This window comes from Acinetobacter sp. YH12040, assembly GCF_013420005.1.
GTDB classification, from domain to species: domain Bacteria; phylum Pseudomonadota; class Gammaproteobacteria; order Pseudomonadales; family Moraxellaceae; genus Acinetobacter; species Acinetobacter amyesii.
In genome coordinates this window covers 343,244-363,576 of sequence record NZ_VOZB01000003.1, presented here as the reverse complement: position 1 = coordinate 363,576, position 20,333 = coordinate 343,244, and the positions used below count along the sequence as shown (strand labels likewise).

18 protein-coding genes are annotated in these 20,333 nt (G+C 38.9%); 8 read left to right on the top strand and 10 right to left on the bottom strand.

The features are described 5' to 3' along the window. Positions 1-35: 35 nt before the first annotated feature. Positions 36-932: a sulfite exporter TauE/SafE family protein gene (locus FTT99_RS04995; RefSeq protein ID WP_078193863.1), complete on the bottom strand. Its 897-nt coding sequence runs from the start codon at positions 930-932 to the stop codon at positions 36-38. Between the two features lie 377 nt (positions 933-1,309). On the opposite strand from FTT99_RS04995, the gene FTT99_RS04990 reads away from it, so the two are divergent. Together FTT99_RS04990 and lpxB are read left to right on the top strand one after the other, a co-directional pair. Continuing rightward, positions 1,310-1,570, top strand: a complete 261-nt coding sequence (locus tag FTT99_RS04990) for a helix-turn-helix domain-containing protein (protein ID WP_180131944.1) — start codon at positions 1,310-1,312, stop codon at positions 1,568-1,570. Between the two features lie 106 nt (positions 1,571-1,676). Beyond that, positions 1,677-2,849 carry a lipid-A-disaccharide synthase gene (gene lpxB / locus FTT99_RS04985; protein ID WP_180131946.1) on the top strand — a complete coding sequence of 391 codons (1,173 nt, stop codon included), beginning with the start codon at positions 1,677-1,679 and terminating at the stop codon, positions 2,847-2,849. 325 nt (positions 2,850-3,174) lie between these two features. On the opposite strand, the gene FTT99_RS04980 is transcribed toward lpxB, so the two are convergent. Next, complete coding sequence (locus FTT99_RS04980) at positions 3,175-4,125, bottom strand: AraC family transcriptional regulator (protein WP_180131947.1); 951 nt, start codon at positions 4,123-4,125, stop codon at positions 3,175-3,177. 181 nt (positions 4,126-4,306) lie between these two features. Between FTT99_RS04980 and FTT99_RS04975 the strand changes: the two genes are divergently transcribed. Continuing rightward, complete coding sequence (locus FTT99_RS04975) at positions 4,307-5,512, top strand: alkane 1-monooxygenase (protein WP_180131949.1); 1,206 nt, start codon at positions 4,307-4,309, stop codon at positions 5,510-5,512. A gap of 460 nt (positions 5,513-5,972) precedes the next feature. Here the strand turns inward: FTT99_RS04975 and FTT99_RS04970 are convergent, their stop codons facing one another. The 7 genes from FTT99_RS04970 to FTT99_RS04940 all read right to left on the bottom strand — a co-directional run bounded on the left by FTT99_RS04970 (position 5,973) and on the right by FTT99_RS04940 (position 12,846). Beyond that, entirely contained in the window at positions 5,973-6,917 is a 945-nt protein-coding gene (locus FTT99_RS04970) for a phosphatidate cytidylyltransferase (RefSeq protein ID WP_180131950.1), read from the bottom strand. Further along, the gene (locus tag FTT99_RS04965) at positions 6,917-7,567 is read right to left on the bottom strand and encodes a 1-acyl-sn-glycerol-3-phosphate acyltransferase (protein WP_180131964.1); all 651 of its coding nucleotides are present in this window, start codon (positions 7,565-7,567) and stop codon (positions 6,917-6,919) included. Before FTT99_RS04965 ends, FTT99_RS04970 begins: the two co-directional genes overlap by 1 nt. Before the next feature lie 61 nt (positions 7,568-7,628). Continuing rightward, on the bottom strand, positions 7,629-8,057 hold the full coding sequence (locus FTT99_RS04960) for a hypothetical protein (protein WP_180131952.1): 429 nt from the start codon (positions 8,055-8,057) through the stop codon (positions 7,629-7,631). Continuing rightward, positions 8,054-9,406 (bottom strand): phosphatase PAP2/dual specificity phosphatase family protein, encoded by a 1,353-nt coding sequence (locus FTT99_RS04955; protein WP_373684598.1) that lies wholly within the window; start codon positions 9,404-9,406, stop codon positions 8,054-8,056. Before FTT99_RS04955 ends, FTT99_RS04960 begins: the two co-directional genes overlap by 4 nt. An 18-nt stretch (positions 9,407-9,424) precedes the next feature. Continuing rightward, complete coding sequence (locus FTT99_RS04950; protein ID WP_180131956.1) at positions 9,425-11,179, bottom strand: bifunctional alpha/beta hydrolase/class I SAM-dependent methyltransferase; 1,755 nt, start codon at positions 11,177-11,179, stop codon at positions 9,425-9,427. Between the two features lie 47 nt (positions 11,180-11,226). Next, positions 11,227-11,862: a CDP-alcohol phosphatidyltransferase family protein gene (locus FTT99_RS04945; RefSeq protein WP_180131957.1), complete on the bottom strand. Its 636-nt coding sequence runs from the start codon at positions 11,860-11,862 to the stop codon at positions 11,227-11,229. A 90-nt stretch (positions 11,863-11,952) separates the two neighbouring features. After that, positions 11,953-12,846, bottom strand: coding sequence for an acyl-CoA thioesterase II (locus tag FTT99_RS04940; RefSeq protein WP_180131959.1), 894 nt, complete (start codon positions 12,844-12,846; stop codon positions 11,953-11,955). 154 nt (positions 12,847-13,000) lie between these two features. On the opposite strand from FTT99_RS04940, the gene ybaK reads away from it, so the two are divergent. Continuing rightward, positions 13,001-13,468 carry a Cys-tRNA(Pro) deacylase gene (ybaK, locus tag FTT99_RS04935; RefSeq protein WP_180022788.1) on the top strand — a complete coding sequence of 156 codons (468 nt, stop codon included), beginning with the start codon at positions 13,001-13,003 and terminating at the stop codon, positions 13,466-13,468. Between the two features lie 113 nt (positions 13,469-13,581). Here the strand turns inward: ybaK and FTT99_RS04930 are convergent, their stop codons facing one another. Continuing rightward, on the bottom strand, positions 13,582-14,073 hold the full coding sequence (locus FTT99_RS04930) for a hypothetical protein (protein WP_180131961.1): 492 nt from the start codon (positions 14,071-14,073) through the stop codon (positions 13,582-13,584). Positions 14,074-14,426: 353 nt separating this feature from the next. On the opposite strand from FTT99_RS04930, the gene FTT99_RS04925 reads away from it, so the two are divergent. The 4 genes from FTT99_RS04925 (at position 14,427) to FTT99_RS04910 (ending at position 20,330) form a co-directional block, all read left to right on the top strand. After that, a complete protein-coding gene (locus tag FTT99_RS04925; protein ID WP_180085067.1) occupies positions 14,427-14,696 on the top strand; it encodes a hypothetical protein in 270 nt (89 codons plus the stop codon). A 564-nt stretch (positions 14,697-15,260) separates the two neighbouring features. After that, on the top strand, positions 15,261-17,045 hold the full coding sequence (locus tag FTT99_RS04920; RefSeq protein WP_180129654.1) for an IucA/IucC family siderophore biosynthesis protein: 1,785 nt from the start codon (positions 15,261-15,263) through the stop codon (positions 17,043-17,045). Beyond that, the gene (locus tag FTT99_RS04915) at positions 17,038-18,495 is read left to right on the top strand and encodes a lysine N(6)-hydroxylase/L-ornithine N(5)-oxygenase family protein (RefSeq protein WP_180129655.1); all 1,458 of its coding nucleotides are present in this window, start codon (positions 17,038-17,040) and stop codon (positions 18,493-18,495) included. The genes FTT99_RS04920 and FTT99_RS04915 overlap by 8 nt, the downstream gene beginning before the upstream one ends. After that, positions 18,495-20,330 (top strand): IucA/IucC family siderophore biosynthesis protein, encoded by a 1,836-nt coding sequence (locus FTT99_RS04910; RefSeq protein ID WP_180161279.1) that lies wholly within the window; start codon positions 18,495-18,497, stop codon positions 20,328-20,330. The genes FTT99_RS04915 and FTT99_RS04910 overlap by 1 nt, the downstream gene beginning before the upstream one ends. Positions 20,331-20,333 lie beyond the last annotated feature (3 nt).

The window sequence follows — 20,333 nt, the reverse complement described above, 5'->3', positions numbered from 1 at the left end:
TCTCTGAAAAAAAAGTGATGAATCGGGCAGTTAATTTAAACCTGCTGACTATTCACCGTCGGTGCGATCAACATTGCAGTTGTTGGTTTTTCAACAGGTTTTGATTTTACTGGATTAATGATGAAATTCATGCCTAAAACAAACAAGGTAATGCCTAAGACTTTACGAATCACTTTTTCTGGTAAACGTGAGCTGATCAAAGTTCCGACAACAATCGCTGGAATAGAACCCACCAATAACCAACCCAATAAATGAAAATCGACATTACCTGAGCTCATATGACCCAAGCCTGCAACCAGTGTAAGAAGCACGGCATGTACGACGTCAGAGCCGATAATACGAATCATCGGTAAGTTCGGGAACATAAGCACCAAAGCCATAATACCGAAGGCACCTGCACCAACAGACGATAGGGTAACGAATACGCCTAAAATAATCCCCATGATGATGATATATGCACGCTTATTTTTAGCTTGGAAATTGATACGTTCAAGATCCGCACTCATATCATCCAACTGATCAGTTTTTCGAAATTTATTAAAGAATTTTTCGATATGACCACGGAAAATAATTGAGATCCCAGTAATCGTCAGCATAAAACCCAAAAACATGGTTAATACCGTTTTGTAATGTGTCGATTGGCTCAGATAGTTTTCCAGTACCCAATGGGTCGCAAAAGACGCAGGGATACTGCCGACTGCAAGCCAAATAACAATGGTCCATACAATATTCATTTTACGTGCATGAACTAAAGAACCACAAAATTTTGAAATTGCGGCATATAGTAGGTCTGTGCCGATCGCAATATGGGGTTCAATTTTATACAGGCTGATCAGGATCGGGGTCATCAATGAACCACCGCCAACGCCGGTAATACCTACGCAGAAACCTACAATTACACCTGCCAGAATGAACTCTAAAGGACCGACCATCGCTGAATGCCAAATATCAAAAAACGTGCATATCTTATGACTAATTGATATAAGTCGTTGTCTCGATTAGTGATTTGCTTGTGAAAAAAATAGATAAAGAATGTTTTTAATTTTGAAATAAATGAATTTTATCTAAACTAAGTTATTGATTATGGTTTTCTCAACTGGTTGATAGTTCAAATGTAGATTATGCTGCAGTGAAATCATATATTTTGAATATAAGGCTTTGAATATCTGAAGTGGATATCCAATACCTAAATGCAATGTAGGTTTTCAATTCTAAGCTTTTGATTTGTTATTTATCGATATATGCGACTGTGAACTTAAAGTCCACTCCTGCAAAATTTAAAAAGATAAGGTTTCGCCATTATTCCAATATGAGTAGAAGGACACTGACCAGACATTTTAAACATGCGTCAGAACTACCTATTGTCACTTGGTTAAATAATGAAAGACTGCGATATGCGGCTGAATTGCTCGAAGTGACAGATTATTCGATTGATAAAATTGCGGAAAGCGCAGGTTTTAATACAGCAGTGCTATTTCGTAAATTGTTTAAGAATAAATACGGCACAAATCCGAACCATTGGCGGAAAAATTTTAATCAGCAGCTAAGTAGCAGTGATAAATATTTCTAAAATGGTAACTTAAAGACGTGCAGCTTTTTTCAGGAAATCTATTAATTTTGCGAAGGACTCGTATAGAATCTATAGCTAAAGAACATTGAGTTAAAAGGACAGACTTTTGCAAAATCGGAAACTGAAAATTGGCATCGTGGTTGGGGAAGTATCCGGGGATACATTAGGCGCCAAGCTTATCCGCAGTTTTCGAGAGCAAGGGATTGATGCGGAATTTGAAGGCATCGGCGGTCCGCAAATGATTGCAGAAGGTTTTAATAGCTATTATCCGATGGATATTTTATCGGTAATGGGGATTGTTGAGGTCTTAAAAGATATTAAAAAACTCTTTGCTGTACGCGATGGTCTGGTTGAAAAATGGACTGAAAATCCTGTCGATGTTTTTGTGGGGATTGATGCGCCGGATTTTAATTTGCGTTTATCTAAGAGCTTAAAGCAAAAACAGCTACCAATTAAAACAGTACAATATGTTAGCCCTTCAGTGTGGGCGTGGCGTCAAGGGCGTGTACATGGCATTAAAGCAAGTATTGATTTAGTCCTTTGCTTATTTCCATTTGAAAAAGCGTTTTTCCAAAAATGGCAAGTTCCGGCTGCATTTGTCGGACACCCATTGGCAAGTCAGTTGCCTTTAGATAATCCACTCGTTGCGGCTAAACACGAGTTAGGCTTAGATGAGCATCAAAAACACATTGCATTACTTCCGGGCAGCCGTCGCGGGGAAATTGAGCGCTTAGGGCCTTTGGTGCTGTCTGCCGCACAGATTTTGACGGAGCAGCATCCAGACTATGTGTTCCTGATTCCTGCAATCAATGATGCACGTAAACAGCAAATTGAATTGTTGCTCAAGCAGTACCCTGAAGCATTACAAACCAAAGTTCGTTTGATGGAAAACAACGATACGGAATCTAAAATTGGCCGTCAGGTGATGAACGCATCGAATATTGTCGCTTTAGCATCAGGAACGGCAACCTTAGAAGCGATGCTTTTACATCGTCCAATGGTGACTTTTTATAAGTTAAATTGGCTGACCTACCATGTGGTGAAATTGCTGATCAAAATTCCGTATTATTCATTGCCAAATATTATTGCGGGCAAAAAGGTGATTCAGGAACTCATCCAACATGATGCAACGCCTGAAAAATTAGCAGCAGAAATTGAAAGCTTGATGGATGTTGAAAAATCGCAAATTCAAGTGATGCAGCACATCACCATGCATAAACAATTGCTTTCAGGCAACAGTGAAAACCCTGTGGAAGCGATTTTAAAGCTTTTAAATTAAATAAAAGTATGATACACGGTAACGTCATCCGCAACTGTTCGACGCAGGACTACTTCTAATCAAAAAAGTTTTTGCGATACTTTGAGTAATTTGACGCTATTGAACGAGTTTTGTCGGTGAGGTGCATTGCACCGTAAGATGGTTTCCTTGCGAAGCTTCACTTCTCATTTTGCCGAATGAGAAACAACGTTTCGTAAGAGTACCTCCAGCCGAAGGCTAATCCCTTTATTCAATCCCTAGATGTAAGACTCCGTCGAATAAAATTAAAAATCATTTTAAAAATGCAAAATTACTTTTATGTGCGTAACGTCAGTTAAATAAACCTCTAAGGTGACTCAGTTTTTGCGAGCTGATGCTGCTGTCGATACTGGCTCGGTGTGAGATCATAAAACTTTTTAAAAGTTTGGCTAAATGCCGTTTCAGATGAGTAACCGATACGATGGGCAATTTGCTGAATAGTCAGTTGCCCCGTTTGTAAGTGCTGTGTTGCCAGTCGCAAACGATGTTGCTGCAAATAGGCGAGTGGAGTTTCACCGAGCATTTGAGTGAATAAACTGGCAAATTTAGAACGTGACATGCAACATTGTTCTGCCAAGCTTTCGACGGTCCAAGCATGGTGTGGTTGTTCATGAATCGCGGCTAAAGCATTGGATAATTCAGGATGACTCAAGGCATGCAACCAACTGCTTGAATCTGACAAGGCTGCAATATAATCACGCACACATTCGATAAATAAAATACTCACCAAATGATCCAAAATTTTGTCGCGGCCTGGACGGATCTGATGCGCTTCAACGGCCAGAAAATGTAAGCCAATTTGCAACCATTCCGGTGCGGTACTGCTCATGATATGTGGTGTATGTAATAGCGTGGGGAGTGCATTCACTAAGGGCTTTGCCATAATGCTGTCGACATGTCCACGGATCGCGAGTACAAATAATTCTTCTGCTTCATGAGACTCAGTAGAATTTAATTCAATGGTTTTATTTCGTTGCTCTTGAAACAGTGGTGTGATGTTTATTGACTCAACCAAGACATCAGACTGTATAGATTTGCAGTAATGATTTTGCCCTGAGGGAATAAGGCAAAGATCGCCAGCTTCAAGTAAGACCTGCTCTTGATCTATATGTACAATACACTGACCTTGAATCACTACATACGCAACCATGGCATTGTGATCTTGAAAATGAAAAGCCCAAGGATGCTGTGATTTCAAATAAATATATTCAGATCGATGGAGATGAATATCATCAAAAATTTTACTTAAAGCATCCATATTTCAAATATTTACTCATATTAATTTTGTATTTATAGATGGTCACTATGTGTTTAAAGGTCAACATTTATCCTTAAATGCCAAAGACGATCACATAGTTTTTTTGGACGCTTAAAACTGTTATGGCTGCCCATATTTTACGAATATAAACACAGAAGAAGTAAATAGGGAAGTCTAGCGCATGAATGCACCAGTAAAATTAAATGAACAGCAGCTCGCTCAGTTAGAAAGCAAAATCGGTAGTGTTTTAGATAAAAAACGTTATGGTTGGCTATTGAGTCCAGGTTTACCAGTCATTGGTATGGGGATCTTGGCGGGTTATCATTTTGGTCCAAAACCGACAAAAAAACTATTTGCCATGGGCGGGCCACTTCTATTGCATGTCATTATTCCTGCACTGGATGCACTGATCGGTGATGATGCCAATAACCCGACAGATGATGACATTAAAGTTTTAGTAAATGATCCTTATTATGATCGTATCGTCAAATTATTTATTCCACTGCAAATGGCAGCGAACGCTTTTGCTGGCTATGTGGTTACCCGTAAAGATGTTTCATTATTAGATCAAGTTCTACTTGGGATTTCGATGGGCGCCATCAATGGCGTCGGTGTAAATACAGCACATGAACTTTGCCATCGACCTCATAAAAAAGACCATTATTGGGCACATGCGACTCTCGCACCATTAGGTTATAGCCATTTCCGAATTGAACATCCTTATGGGCACCATAAACGTGCGGCAACGCCTGAAGATCCTGCATCTTCAAAAATGGGTGAAACCTTTTATGAGTTTTGGCCACGCACGGTATTTGGTGGAATTAAATCGGCGGTGCAGATTGAGAAACAACGCTTAAAACGTAAAGGTTTAAGTTTCTTTTCGAAGGACAATGAACTGTTTCATGGTTGGGCGATGAGTGCAGGTTTTCATGCATCGATGCTGAAAATGTTTGGTAAAGGTGTGACACCGTATTTAGTTACACAGGCCTTTTATGGAATCAGTCTTTTTGAAATTATTAATTATATTGAACATTATGGCCTGAAGCGTGAGCAAAAAGCGGATGGAAGTTATGCGCGCACCATGCCTGAACATAGTTGGAATAACAATAATATTGTGACCAATCTATTTTTGTATCAATTACAACGACATTCAGACCATCATGCATATCCGACTCGTCCATTTCAGGCTTTAAGACATTTTGATGAAGCGCCAGAGTTGCCTAGCGGCTATGCCACTATGCTAATTCCTGCTTTAGTACCCTCTATTTGGTTTAAGATGATGGATAAACGTGTCTATGATCACTACCAAGGCGATTTAACTAAAGCCAATATTCATCCTAAACGTCGTGCAAGTATTTTTAAAAAGTTTGCAATTTCAGACATTTAAATCGAATACCTGATAAGAAGAATCCCAAGCTTGTTTACTTGGGATTTTTTATTGTGCATATTATTAACTGATGTTACGAAGTAACATCAGAAGCGCACGTTGATTCAAATAAAAGAACGATACACGGTAACGTCATCCGAAATTGTTTGAGACAAGACTTATTGTAATCAAAAATGTTTCTGCGATTCTTTGAATAATTTGACGCTAGTGAACGAGTTTTGTTGGTGAGGTGCATTACACCGCAAGATGGTTTCCTTGCGAAGCTTCGCTTCTCATTTTGCCGAATGAGAAACAACGTTTCGTAAGAGTATCTCCAGCCGAAGGCTAATACCTTTATTCAATCTTTAGATGTAAGACACCGTCGCATAGACTTAAAAATCATTTTTAAAATGTGAAATTAATTCTACGTGCGTAACATCATTTAAGATCCCAAATTTTCTGTTTAAAACTTAGTCATTTCTTAAGACCACCAATAGCGCAAAATATGGAAAAAAATCGGTGCAGAAAAGCAGATTGAATCAATTCGGTCGAGCATGCCACCATGTCCTTGGATGAGCTGTCCCCAATCTTTTACACCACGATCGCGTTTAATGGCCGACATGACAAGACCACCAAAGAAACCAAATATACAAACAATAAAGCCAATACATGTAGCCTGTAGATAGCTAAAGGGTGTAAGCCATGACATAGCAACGCCTAATGTAGTGGCTAAAGCAATGCCTCCGATTAATCCTTCTACGGTCTTAGATGGTGAAAGTATCGGTGCGACTTTGTGTTTTCCAAATAGCTTGCCACAGACATATTGTAAGACATCGGAGGCTTGTACCACCATGATCAGCCAGATCGCTAGCCAAATTTTTTCACCTTCAAATCCGGGAAGTTTAAGATTTAATAGCGCAGGCACATGCGAAATACAGAATACGCTGATCATCAGACCCCATTGAATTTTTGAACTGCGCTCTAAAAATCGCGTGGTATCTTCGGCTTTGAGTGTAGCGATAGGGATAAGAAGAAATACATACAGCGGAATAAAAATAGAATATAGCCCGTACCAGTCGATATACACCAAATAATACTGGTAAGGGATGACAAAATAAAAAGCGATCAGCAACGGAAGATAATCACCGCGACGGGTTGGAAGTAAGCTGATAAATTCACGTAAAGCAAAGAGTGAAATCAACGCAAACAGGATCACAAAAGCAATTTTGCCTAATGAAATTGCTACACCAAGTACCAACAGCATGACCCACCATGCATTGATCCGTGCATTTAAATTGTCGATAACTGGTGCAGGTGCATAACCCGCTTTAAATTTTAGTATTGAACCAATGGTTGAGGCAATAATTAAAATAACTGCAAAAATACCAAACAATACATAGGTCATTTGCGCATTGGTGAATTCCATTATTGATACTCCAATGCTTTTAATTTGAGTAATTCATCCTGAGCGTAGTTTAAAAACTCAGTTTTACTCTGTTCATTATGGGCTTCTAAAGGTTTGCCAAAAATAACGGTAGATAATAATGGCAATGGTATAAGCGCGCCTTTAGGCATGACACGTTTTAAATTTGAGATCCATACCGGTACGATTTCAACATCAGGAAATTGATTTTTGAGATGAAATAAGCCGCTTTTAAACTCTAATAATTCAACGTCATCATTTAAATTTCGAGTACCCTCAGGAAAGAAAATAATTGAGTCACCTTGCGCTAAAACGGCTTTGATCGGTTCTAAGGGATCTTGATTTTGCTCTCGATTTCGTTGAATAGTGACGCCAGTAAACGTATCTTGAATGAGAAAACGTCGAAAGCCATCTTTTAGCCAATAATCCGAAGCCGCTACAGGACGCGTCTTCCGTCTGAGATCTGTCGGCAGTGATGACCAAAGCAAAATAAAGTCGATATGGCTATTATGATTTGCATAATAAATACGCTGTTTCATAACCGGTTTGCACCCGACCCATAGACTCCGCGCGCCCGTGAGCAGCCGCGCCCCACGACGAGTGAGAAAGGCAATATAGCGAGCAATTGAACGGCTTAAAAAATTACCTTTCATTGGTGAGTGAGCATTCCCTGAAGTGTCTAATGGATTTGGCATAGATTCAAATTATTGTGAATTATTTATACAGTAAAAATATGCAGATGAATGCGATGTATTGCAAGCAAAGCACAAAGATCTGCCATTTAAATAAAGCCAGACAACCTAACTCACGTAGTTCCCATGCGCGGCCACATTTATTTGTAGGCATTAATTTTAGGTTAATTAAGCTTAAGTCCAGCTCTTTGGTGGTTTGTTCTAGGCTTTGAGTTTTGCTGTATTCAGCGACAGTGGCTAAAAGTGCCGAATCAAATTTGATTCTCAAGCTTAAATAATGCTGTATTCCGAGCAAAACTAGAGAAATCAATACATATAGCAAATCGAATAGCATTACATTGCCAAACTGGATGATGAGCCAGAGCGTGAAAATGGCTGCCACATAAGCTGAGATGAGCAATCCAGTGGTGGATTGCAACAACTTTGACAGCACCACAAGTTGTAAATTCATGGTGCAAGTCCTTTAAGTTTTAAACGATAAGTATTTAAATGTTTTATTTGCGGTGCTTTAAGCACGACCCACGGACGGTTATGGCGAATAATCCGTAAAACATCTTCGACTGAATATTCAGGATGTTGTTTCAATAATAATGCGGCAACTACAGCACTACTTCGTGAATATCCCAAAGCACAGAAGACCAAGATGTTTTGTGCTTCATCATTGTTATTAGATTTCAAGAGTAGTTCTAAAGAATCTACAGCATTATGCAGCTGATTGGCCTGTAAAGGAATCAGGTCTAAACTCAAGTTTTGAGCATAGGAGCACTTTGGATAAATGGGTAATTCTGCACAACAATCGAGTAAAGCATCATATTGTTGCAAGACCTGTTTGGACGGATAGCGACCTAAATAAATATAACTCTGATTAATTTTGATGATTTTAGAATCTTCAGGATGGCGATAAGTCCAGATTCGGCTATTGATCCAAGCAAATACAAAGTATGGCGCAAACAATATTTTTGCAGCAATGGTCATATCACCATGACTGAGTTTTTGAAAAAAATGGGGTCGATTGAATAAATACGCAAACGAAACTAAAAGCAGACTGCTTGCAGGATAAAGCAGCCAAAGCCACCAACCTTTTGCATGTGCGATTGCGCTACACAATAAGGCAGCAAACAGATAAAGGATGCCGATTTTAATGTGCTTTAAGCTTAGCCGACTTTGTTTATTTTGAACCCATGGCGCAGAGCCAGCCATCGGGAATAGCCATAAACATAAGGCACCGACCAATAAACCTGTTGGAATATCTATAAAATGGTGCTGCCAAGTGGTTAGAACCGAGAGACCGATCAAAAAGGACCAACCATCTACCAGATATTTTAGCTTACCTGTGCTATGCCGACGGAAAAAATCCCAAAGTATCACCAGTAGCACAATGTGCAGGGAAGGTGCTTGATTAAACGGTTTATCAAAGCCCATCAAGACATCAAACCATAGGCCGAAAAAACCTGTGAGTTCGGGGCGTTCAAAGCTAAAACGTAGCGGGAAAATTAAAAAGCAGCTGATTGAAAGGATTTGTGCCGAAAATAGTCGCAGGACATGTTGTTTTAATTCAAACTTATTCCAACAAAGTAATAAAGACAATCCATAGAACAGATCAATCGACCAATAAGGCACAATACTCCATGGCCAAAGTGGAATATATTTTTCCCATTCAAAGACGATAACAGGTACAGACGCTAAACCCGCAGCGTATTGATTGGCAAAACCATAACTTAAGAAGAAAAAAGGTGCCAGAAATGCCAAACACAGTAGGCCGTATTTCCAAGTTCCTGTTTCCGTATCCAGTTTATGCATAAGATTGACCATCCAAGCTTAAATTTTTTGTGCAACGGAAACGGTGAAAATACCAAACTCATCAATAACTTGATCGATTTTCTTGAATCCTGCTTGCTCAACCAAGGCATCCATCTCGGCTTGTGAGCGTAAACGCATGACCCACGCATCTCCTTGGCGATGTGAGGTCAGGGCACGGGCGATAAACTCTTGTTGCGGATGCCAAATTTGACCTGTGTAGATAAGATAACCATCTTTCTCAATGGCCTGACTCAAGCCTGATAAGGACTGTCTAAGTAAATCATTATCACTAAATAATTCGTATAAACCTGAGACCACGGCTAGAGTAGGTTTAGGTTCAACACTGGCTAGTGATGTGGTATCAAATGCATCCGCTTCTACAAACTTGGCAATCTGGCTTAAACCTCTTTGCTCAATCATTGCTTGACCCGCTTGTACATTGATTGAACTGTAGTCTCTGAGCAGAATAGATTCAGGCTGCTCAGGCAGTTTTTGTACAGCATCTAAAATATATCGGCCATGGCCTGCTGCAATATCCATAATCCGTACCGCGTGTTGGGCATCATTTAACTTAGAAGCATATTTCGTTAATAGCGCTTCAATATTTTGTTTTCTAACGCGAATACCACGCCAACCAATCGCATTTAAATATTGTCGATCGATGATTTTACCCAGTGCATTTTGGCTTTCTGATTTATCTCTGTAGACAAAATCTAAGGTACTGCCGGAGTCATATCCTGTCTCTTCACCAATTTTTAAACCCTTGGAAAAGAGACTACCAATTTTAAGATTTTGTTTGGTTAAGCTCCAAAATGCATGTTTTAAAGAATGTTTTGGAAGCGTTGAACTTAAGGTTTCTGCTACAGCACAGCTCGGGCCAATTTTATCTGCATCTAAAAGTTTAGGTGCGGAATAGGGTTGTTTAAAACATTGTTGAATAAAGCGATGGATTTTATCTGTGGCGATTTTGCGATGTTTTTCACCCAAGGTATCATGATAAAAACCATCTAAGACGTGAAATTCCTTCATTGGATGAGGGAGTTTTTGATAAAACGCCAATTGCGGTTTTTGATGCACCACGTAGTCAGATCCCGAACATAAAACCTGTGTAGGAACAAAAATATTTTGTGAATCTTTAACGATTCGATCTGAGGCTGCATATAGACCCAGCAGCATACGGACCGATATGGCCCGAGCGATTTGCGGGTCAGTGTCATAACTCTGCGCACGTGCAGTATCGTGCGTCAACATTTTGGCTTTGACATAACTATTAATAAAAAAGTTGCCAGCGAATTTATTGAGAAGTGTTAAGCCGGGTTTTGCAAAAGGCACATAGAGTTTGATGTCAAATGCAGGCGAGGCAAGGCATAAAGCACGGATTTTAGGGGCATAATCATGCACCCATGTCGCGGCTAAAACAGCACCAACGCTTTGAGCTACAATTGCTATATTTTCTGATCGAATTTGGTAAGTTTGTTCAATATGCTGAATAAAATATTGAATGTCCTGAACGCATGCAGAAAAGCTAGGTGCATCACCACGTTCACCTGGGGTATTGCCGTGACCTCGCGCATCCCAAGCGAAAAAATCAAAATCAGGCAAATTCAATTCATTAACCAAATGCGCCATTCGTCCCGAATGTTCATGGCCACGATGAAATAAGATCACCGCTTTTTTCTTACGGTTGCTTTTTAAACTGCTATTTTCCCAATGTTGATAAAACAAGGATGTTCCATCATGGCTCGTAAAGGTATGCTGAGTATTGTTATACATTGTGTTGTTCTCAAAATAATAAATCGACTGACGATCTAAACTGAAATTTATTGTGGGTTGATAATGCTATTTTTAATGCGGTTATAAATCGTGATAAATAATAAAAAGATGATAATAATCAAAATACTATTGCAAATAAGAGACAATGTATTTAAACCGAAGTTAAATATAGAAGAAGTCACGATCACGATACAGATGATGCTAAATACAAAAGCACGGTCACTTTTTCCCATTGGACCATCGTAGCGACGTTCTTGACCCACTAATGGCGCCATCACACCTGTATATTCAGCAAGTATGGCGAGAAAACAGGTCAAAATTAGCAGTTCGGCTTGAATAAAAGCAAAACAAATTAAACTAAAATATAGTGCTGAGTCAGAAATCACATCACATAATTCATTATAAAAAGCACCGAGTTTGGATTGTTGGTTGAACTCACGTGCCAGCATGCCATCTATAGCATTGAAACCCATACGAATAAGCATCCATGCAGGAAAAATTAGCAGTAAAATGCCAATACCATTGTGAGAGAAATAAATATAAATGAAAAACGCCACAGCAAGCGAAATGAACATTGCCAATAGGGTCACTTGATTTGCCGTAATACCAAGATGATGAAGTGATTTAACCAAAGGTCGAAGCAGGTTTTGAAATGCAGGCTTAAGCTGGTAGATCGAAGGCATATTATTGTTATAGCGGTATGATTTGCATAAATTTTATACGCTGGATGCTTCACTTAACAAGAATTTGAATGTTAAAGATTGTCACAGGGCTCAAGATTTACCTGTATAACGCATTAAGTTTTCTTGTGTAGTACTTGCGATTAATTTTCCATCTTGCCACATTTGCCCATGACTAAGCCCACGTGATTGAGAGGTTCGGGTAGTATTCATGTCATAGAAAACCCAATCATCCACCCGAAAGGTATGATGAAAATACATCGAATGATCAAGGCTGGTTGCGATGATTTCAGGAGACAGATAATTTAAACCATGTGTTTTGAGCGCCGCAGAATATAAATTATAGTCTGAATAATATGCTGCAATGGCCTGATGTATATGAAGTTGGTCAAATTGTGCATCCAAGGCATCATGGAGTTTTAAATATTCTGCATATTGATTTTGATTTAAGACAGAAGCTTGACCGGACGGTGGAAAATCTGTCAGCACGTATTCAATCGGTTTAGATATAAGCTGAAAAGGCTGTAAAAATGTGGCCAGATATTCAGGTGAAATAGATGATTGGATTTGCGATTTATAGAATTGCTCCTCTTTGAGCATACTTGGTGGAAACTGTTGGATCAGATCTGGTTCGGGTATTTGATACTCCATACCCGTTTCGTTTTTCATATAGGACAACATCACCATATATATTGGTTTGCCATGCTGTATGGCGGTCACTTGTCGTGTAGAAAAACTATGGCTATCACGTAAATTTTCGACTTTAAATAATACGGGATGATTTGCAAGACCCGCAGAAATAAAGTTGGCATGTAAAGAGTGGAGTGGGAGTGTGCAGGTAAAGGATGCACTGACTATGCTCTGAGCAAGTAATTGCCCACCAAAAATATGGTCACCAAACAGAGGTTTGCTCTGTGCCAAAAAGTAGCCCTGATCTTTGGGCACTACAGATAATAATTGGATGAGGTCTTGAGTCAGCGTTGTCATATTTTTTTGAAATTTTTGCTTTATTTAAATGTATTCAACTCAAACTTATTGCACAAGTCATGTTCATGAAAAATATAAAAGTGTTCGCCGGTCTTTCTAGAATAGGCTTATAATCAAGTTTTCCTAGTTGTCCGAATGGAATGACGAAAAAGCAATGACACCTGCATGTAAACTCTTAAAATCTAATAAAATCGACTTTACAATTCATGAATATGACCATGACCCAGAAGCAAAAAGTTTTGGTTTAGAAGCTGCGGAAAAACTTGGTTTAACTGTCGAAGAAGTCTTTAAAACATTGATGGTTACGGACGATAAAAATTACTTTGTTGCCGTATTGCCAGTGGAATATCAGCTGAATTTGAAAAAAGTGGCCACAGCATTTGGCTGTAAAAAACTAAAAATGGCAGACCCAAAGGATGCAGAGCGTTTAACCGGTTATTTGGTAGGTGGTATTAGTCCAGTTGGACAGAAAAAACGCTTAAAAACTGTGATCGATGCTTCTGCACAGAACTTAGCTAAAATCTATGTGAGTGGTGGTAAGCGTGGTTTGGATATTGGTTTAAAACCCGAGGATTTAGCAAAAGTTTTGGGTGCAAATTTTGCTGATGTGATAGATGTTTAAGTGCGGTTTTTGACTACTTAAATTTAAGTGAATTTAGAGGGAATACCTTCCACTTCAAAATCTATAAAATAACAAAAGCCGCATTAAGCGGCTTTTTGGTTCGATGTCACATCTTAATTGGGGATATTTGAAGGAGAAATCACACATGAATATTCGAACTCTCCGGGTTTAGTCTCTTTAAGTAAGTTTTCCCAAGAACTATTCTTTGTTTTAATCCAGCCGTAAATATCTTCATAAAATTCAGGATTGAGATTAGCTTTTTGAATATATGATTTATTTAGAAGAAATTTAGTCATCAAACACATTGAATTCAGCTCAATTGGATTTCTATTTTTTTCTAAACTAAAATTATTTTTGGCTTCAACTTCGTATTTTCTCAACATAGTTGCTTTGAGTAGTGTTGATTTAAATAATTCCATAGTTAAATCATTAGGAGGTGTTTGATTCGCTAAGGCAAAGAGATTTCCATCAATTCTCAACATAGACGGGAAAAAATTTGCCTGTACATCTAATTCTTGCTGAGGAGACGGTGAAGATTTACATCCTGTTGTTAAAATACTGCTAAAAATGAGAATACTTATAAACTTTAAAATTTTGATATACATCTAGGTGAAGTCCTTGTTCAGCTAAAACTTTTAACATTTTAATCTTGGTTAATACGTATTTTGTGCATATTAATACTCATCAATTCACTCCAACTGATTATTTTTAATTTGGAAGTTCTAGCTAAGACTACACTTTTGTTGTTTCTTTAGCTTTGAATAACGAAAATGCATGAAGTTGCAGAAGTAGAATTTAGTAAAACTTCATGTTTAGAGGTTGATTCATTAATAGCACTTAAAGGTGTTTAATTATAAAAATACTTATAAAAAATAGGTATTTAAAATCCGACTAAAACAGTTGTATTTTAATTTAAAAGCTGTAATTTGAAAGTGTGATCAAATTAAGAGACAACAAAATGCCTTATTCAAATTCGAAAGCGATTATTGAGCAAATCTATAATTTTGTATTAGAAAAACACAGTTTAGCATCTAAAAGTCGATTTATGCAGTTATCGATCTTCTTTAGAGAATTGCATGAAGGGGATGACTCAAAATTTACCGCAGATAGGTCTTTTTATTACAAAGGAATCTTTAACAACAAAGAAAAAAGTATATTTGCAAATGCTGCACCTGACTTTTTTGATAAGCACAAGTTTTTGGATTGGGTTGTTAAATCAATTGATTGATTTCAACCAAATCGTTGGAGTACATAATTCATGCTGTATAACCAGTCTGAATAGAAGATATGGATCAGAAATCAGTAGGTGTTTGTTATGAAATACATGCTTATTGGCAATAAGAATGTATGGCCAGTATGGTGTTAGTAAAGTCTTCAATGATTAAAATTTAACTGCACATTTCGTACCTAGATTAAATAATTGCTCGGTTGAAAGCAGAATATAAAAACCCATGTAAAAGACATGGGTTTTTAGTTTAAGTTGCACAATGTGACAAAATGTCCGATAAATAAACAAGGTGATTCATTTTTTCTATGCTAAATGAGAAAATTATCATTTAGTTCCATTTCAGAAAATTGTATAAATAAAAACAGAAAAGTTCATATCAAAAAAATTAATTTTTAAATACATAGAGATAAGACCAAATTTGCAATCCTGTAGCAAATCTTCACAAAAATGCAATCATTAACATAGTTTCACGCTGGCCAGTGTACTAAGCATTACTTGCACAGTTAAAGAAACATAATTACATGACAAAGCTTGGAAAAGCTTAAAAATAGAGGATATGGTCAGATGAAAGAGCTTGCAAATCGCTTGGCGATGCAGCATCTTGTCAATGCATACTCACACGAAACCGGTAAAGGTATTTTGCTGGAAAAGTATCAACAGAATTCATCACAATTGACGTTTAGCCAAGGCTTGACGTTGTTATACATCCCCTTAGATTGCATACAATCACAGTTATTTGTACCACTATCTTATGTCAGCCTTGTTGGTAGACATCGTCTTGCAGATATCCCATACGTTTTTAATAAAGGACAGAAACAGTCATTTAGTATCACCGCGATAGCGAGTTTATTACTTGAACAGCTCGTACAAGAGTCAGGTCATACACTGGATGCTTCATCATTATTAGAGCGTTGGATCGAAAGTCGTGAAGCGCTTATTCAATTTTTGACACTACGTGAACATGATTTTGAGGCTTTGGTCCAAGCGGAACAAAGTTTCATTGAATCGGAACAAGCTTTAATTTTAGGGCACAGCATGCATCCTGCACCGAAAAGTCGGGTCGGTTTTGTGCATGAAGATTGGGAAAGGTATTCGCCAGAAGCCAAAGGTCTCAGCCAACTGCATTATTGGTTGGTAGCTCCAGAATATATTCAAGAAAGTTCAGCTTTAGATCAAGCTGTATCAGTGCAATTGAAAAGCGAATTGCAATGGCATTTATCAGAAACAGATCAAGCACTACTGAATGCTTATTCGCATTATAAGTTATTGCCTTTGCATCCTTGGCAAGCACGTTATTTACAGTCAAAAGCATGGTTTAAAAGTTTAAAAACCAAATTAAAAATTATCGATTTTGGCGAGAAAGGTTGGGCATTTTCACCAACAACTTCGGTACGGACTATGGCAAGTTTTGCAGCGCCGTGGATGTTAAAACCATCACTATCTGTAATGATCACCAATTCAATCCGAGTCAACCTTGCCAAAGAATGCCACCGTGGTGAAATGACCCATCGACTTTGGCATTCAAGTCTCGGTGAACGTATTTTACAACAATGCCCAACGCTCAAAGCGGTGAATGATCCTGCGTGGATGGCATTGAGCATAGATGATGAAATCGTCGAAGAAACTATTTGCATCTTCCGTGATCAGCCTTTCAGTGAAAAGCAGCAGGTGAGTTGTATTGCGTCATTGTGCCAAGAGCATCCTGCACAGCCGAAAAGCCGTTTTAATGCACTATTCGAACAAATCGAAAAACAACAACCTGAACTTAATCAAAGCGCCATTGCGATCAATTGGTTTAAACAATTCTTAGCTATCAGTCTAAAACCATTAATGTATTTGTACCATCAATACGGAATGGCCTTTGAATCACATCAGCAAAATGTCTTACTTGAGCTTGAAAATGCAATGCCTAAATATCTATGGCTGCGTGACAATCAAGGCTTTTACTATATCGAAGAACTTGCAGGTGAGGTCTTAAGCGCATTTCCAGAGTTGCAAGAAAAAGCGCATGCCGTGGGTTCCAAAGCCTTTGTCGATGAGCGCTTTAGCTATTATTTCTTTGGTAATACTTTATTCGGCATTATCAATGCAATTGGTGCAACTGGATATGTCACAGAACAAGTGTTGATATCGATATTGCAAAATGAACTGTTGGCCTTGCATCAGGCTTATCCAGAAAGTTCATTGATTCATTCATTACTGTATCAGCCAACCTTACCGTATAAAGGTAATCTGTTGACGCGCTTGTATGAGCTGGATGAATTGATTGCTCCAGTCCATCAGCAATCGGTTTATGTACAATTGCCAAATCCTTTATGTGTGGAACAGAAGGATGTGCAATATGCTTGATTTTATTGGGATAGGCTTAGGGCCATTTAACCTTAGTTTGGCGAGTTTGCTACATAAGCAAAATCATTTGCAGTATCAATTTTTTGAAAAGAAACCACAGTTCGACTGGCATGCGGGTATGCAATTGCCCAATACAGTACTGCAAGTGCCGTTTATGGCCGATCTGGTTTCCATGGTCGATCCAACCAGTCCTTTTAGTTTTTTAAATTACTTAAAGGCGCAGCAGCGTTTATACAAATTCTATTTTTTAGAACAAGCTCAGATTCCTAGACGTGAATATAACCATTATTGTCAATGGGTTGCAGACCAACTAGAGCATATTCAATATCAATCAACCGTAAAAGCCATTTATGCCCAAGAGCAAGGCTTTGAAGTCATGGTTGAGCAAGATGGACGTTTTAGACGTTATCAATGCCGAAATTTGGTCATTGGTTCGGGTAATGTTCCGCATTTACCACAGTGTCTAAAAGACATACAACAGCAATATCCAGAGCGTTGCTTACATTCTGCAAATTATTGCAATGCAGCGTTAAATCACTTGAAAGGGAATGTGGTTGTACTGGGATCAGGCCAGTCTTCGGCCGAAGTTTTTATGGATCTGTTTGATCGTCAATATTTGCAGGATCAGACGACAACAGCGCAGTTTAAATTGCATTGGCTGACCCGTTCTAATGGTTTTTTCCCGATGGAATATGCGCCGCTGGGTTTAGAGCATTTTAGTCCGGATTATACTACGCACTTTTATCAACTAAGTCCTGAAAATAAAGCCGAACAACTGAAACAACAAGGTTTGTTATATAAGGGCATCAGTGCAAAAACCATCCGTGATATTTACCAAAAACTGTATCACCGGAGTATTGGTCAAAATATTCAACAGACGCATTTACATGCTCAGGTGGGTTTGGTCGATGCCGAGCCTCATGGTGCGGGCATCCGTTTGCAGTTTCAGCATAAAGTCACATCAGAACAATTCTATCTGGATGCAGACTTTGTTGTGGCTTCAACGGGATATCACAGTCCAGAGTGGCAATATCTCAAATATCTAAAACCACTGATTCAATGTGATGAATTCGGCCGCTGGAAAATCAGTCAGGACTACCGCGTACAGCATGACGCTGTCGGTGAAATTTTTGTTCAAAATCAGGAAATGCACAGCCACGGCGTAGGAACACCAGATTTAGGGCTGGGTGCTCACCGTGCAGCGGTCATTGCTAATCAATTATTGGGTTTTGACTTATACGATTTAGGCGATCAAGCACAAAGTTTCCAACATTTTTCACCCAGTGAAAATACTGAAATGCACAGTATGGGCATTGTGAAGAAATCAGCGCCAACCAATATCCAAAGACCTTTATCCGTTAAAAAAACCATTGCCAACTATGCAATGAACCGCAATACGACCATGCCGAATAAGCAAGAACAGAATACGGTTAAACTCGAGAAATTATAATGACATTTGCAAAATTAAAGATAAATCAAACGCAGTGGCGCCGTGCAGGACAAAGACTGATTGAAATGGCGATTGCTGAGTTTTTATATGAAGAAATTATTCAGATTCAGCAAGTGGAAAATAACACTTGGCAACTCAAACTGGATGATAAAACGTATCAATTTGAAGCGACTCAGTTTCTGCTTGGGCATTGGCGTATTGTTGAAGGGAGCGTTCGAGAGTTAAGTGAATCGACAACAGAGCCCGCATGGAATCTGCATGAATTTATTCGTGCTTTTTCAAATCAAGCTGAGGTGAAACCATTTACCAAGGCATATTTGATTAAAGAAATGAACAATACATGGTTAGCAGAAGCCCATGTTTTTGATGAACAGCGATTGCTGAGTCATGCTGTCTTGTCAGCGCCACACTATCAAATTGAAGGCATGTTACGTGGACACCCATGGCTTATTATGAGTAAAGGCCGTATGGGCTTTGGCTATGATGATTATTTAAGCTCCGCACCAGAGATTTCTCCAACGGTCAAAGTTCTGTGGTTAGCTGTTCATCGTGATTTAGCTGAGTTTCGTTCGACCGAGGCTTGGGATGCGCAAAGCTTATATCGCCATGAATTGAATTCTGCGCAATTACACGATTTTCAACAGCAATTGGCGGACAAAGCCTTAAATGCTGCTGAGTATTTCTTTATTCCTGTACATGCATGGCAATGGCATCAGTGGTTAATCCCGACCTATGCCAATGAAATCGTTGATCAGCGCATTGTCGAATTGGAAATTGGACAAGACGACTATGTGCCAATGCAATCCATTCGTACTTTATGCAATACCAGTCATCCTGAGCGGCATTATGTGAAGTTACCCGTCAGTATCTTTAATACCGCGGTATATCGAGGTCTGCCTTCAAAACGAAATTTGGCTGCACCGGCAGTGACCGCGTGGCTGAAGGACATTCAACATCAAGATGTAGACCTGCAAAAAACACAGGTAGCATTTTTAGGCGAAGTTGCAAGTCTCACATTACAACAGCCATGTTTTGATCAGATAGATGGTGCACCTTACCAATTTAAAGAATTGTTTGGTTGCTTATGGCGTGAAAGTGTCGAGCCTTGTATCGGTGAGCATCAATTAGCACTTTCCCAAGCAGCATTGTTGCATCGAGACATAAATGGTCGGTCTATTTTATCCGTGTTGATTCAGGCTTCAGGTTTGACGCCTTTGCAATGGCTGAAACGATTTGCCGAAGTTTGTGTAACACCGCTATTAATTTGCTTATACAAATATGGTTTAGCTTTTTCTCCGCACGGTGAAAACACCATGTTGATCCATGAAAATGGCTTACCGAAAAAAATGGTGCTGAAGGACTTTATTGATGATGTCAATTTAGTTGATGAAGATTTTCCTGAACTCGAAAATTTACCACCTGAAGGGCAAATTTTACTGCGCCATCCTGCTGAAGAACTTAGTCACTTTATCTTTACAGGTTTATTCATAGTGCATTACCGCTATATCTGTAATGTCTTCCTTGAAGATTATCCACAGCATACAGAACTTGAGTTTTGGCAAACCATCTCCACCGTGATTGACGAATTTCATCAGGCACATCCTGAATTGGCAGATCGTATTGAAAAATTCAGTATGTTCCGTCCACGTTTCGAGAAAATTTGTCTGAACCGTGTTCGACTGTTTACCACCAGTTATAACGACGAAGCAGAACGACCAGTACCTGTATTTTTAGATCCTATTGCAAACCCTGTGAGTCCAAGCACTTTAAATCAGTGGGCGAAACAACAGCATACCGCCGAACAGAAAACGACAACTAATCGTATTGCGTCATAAACA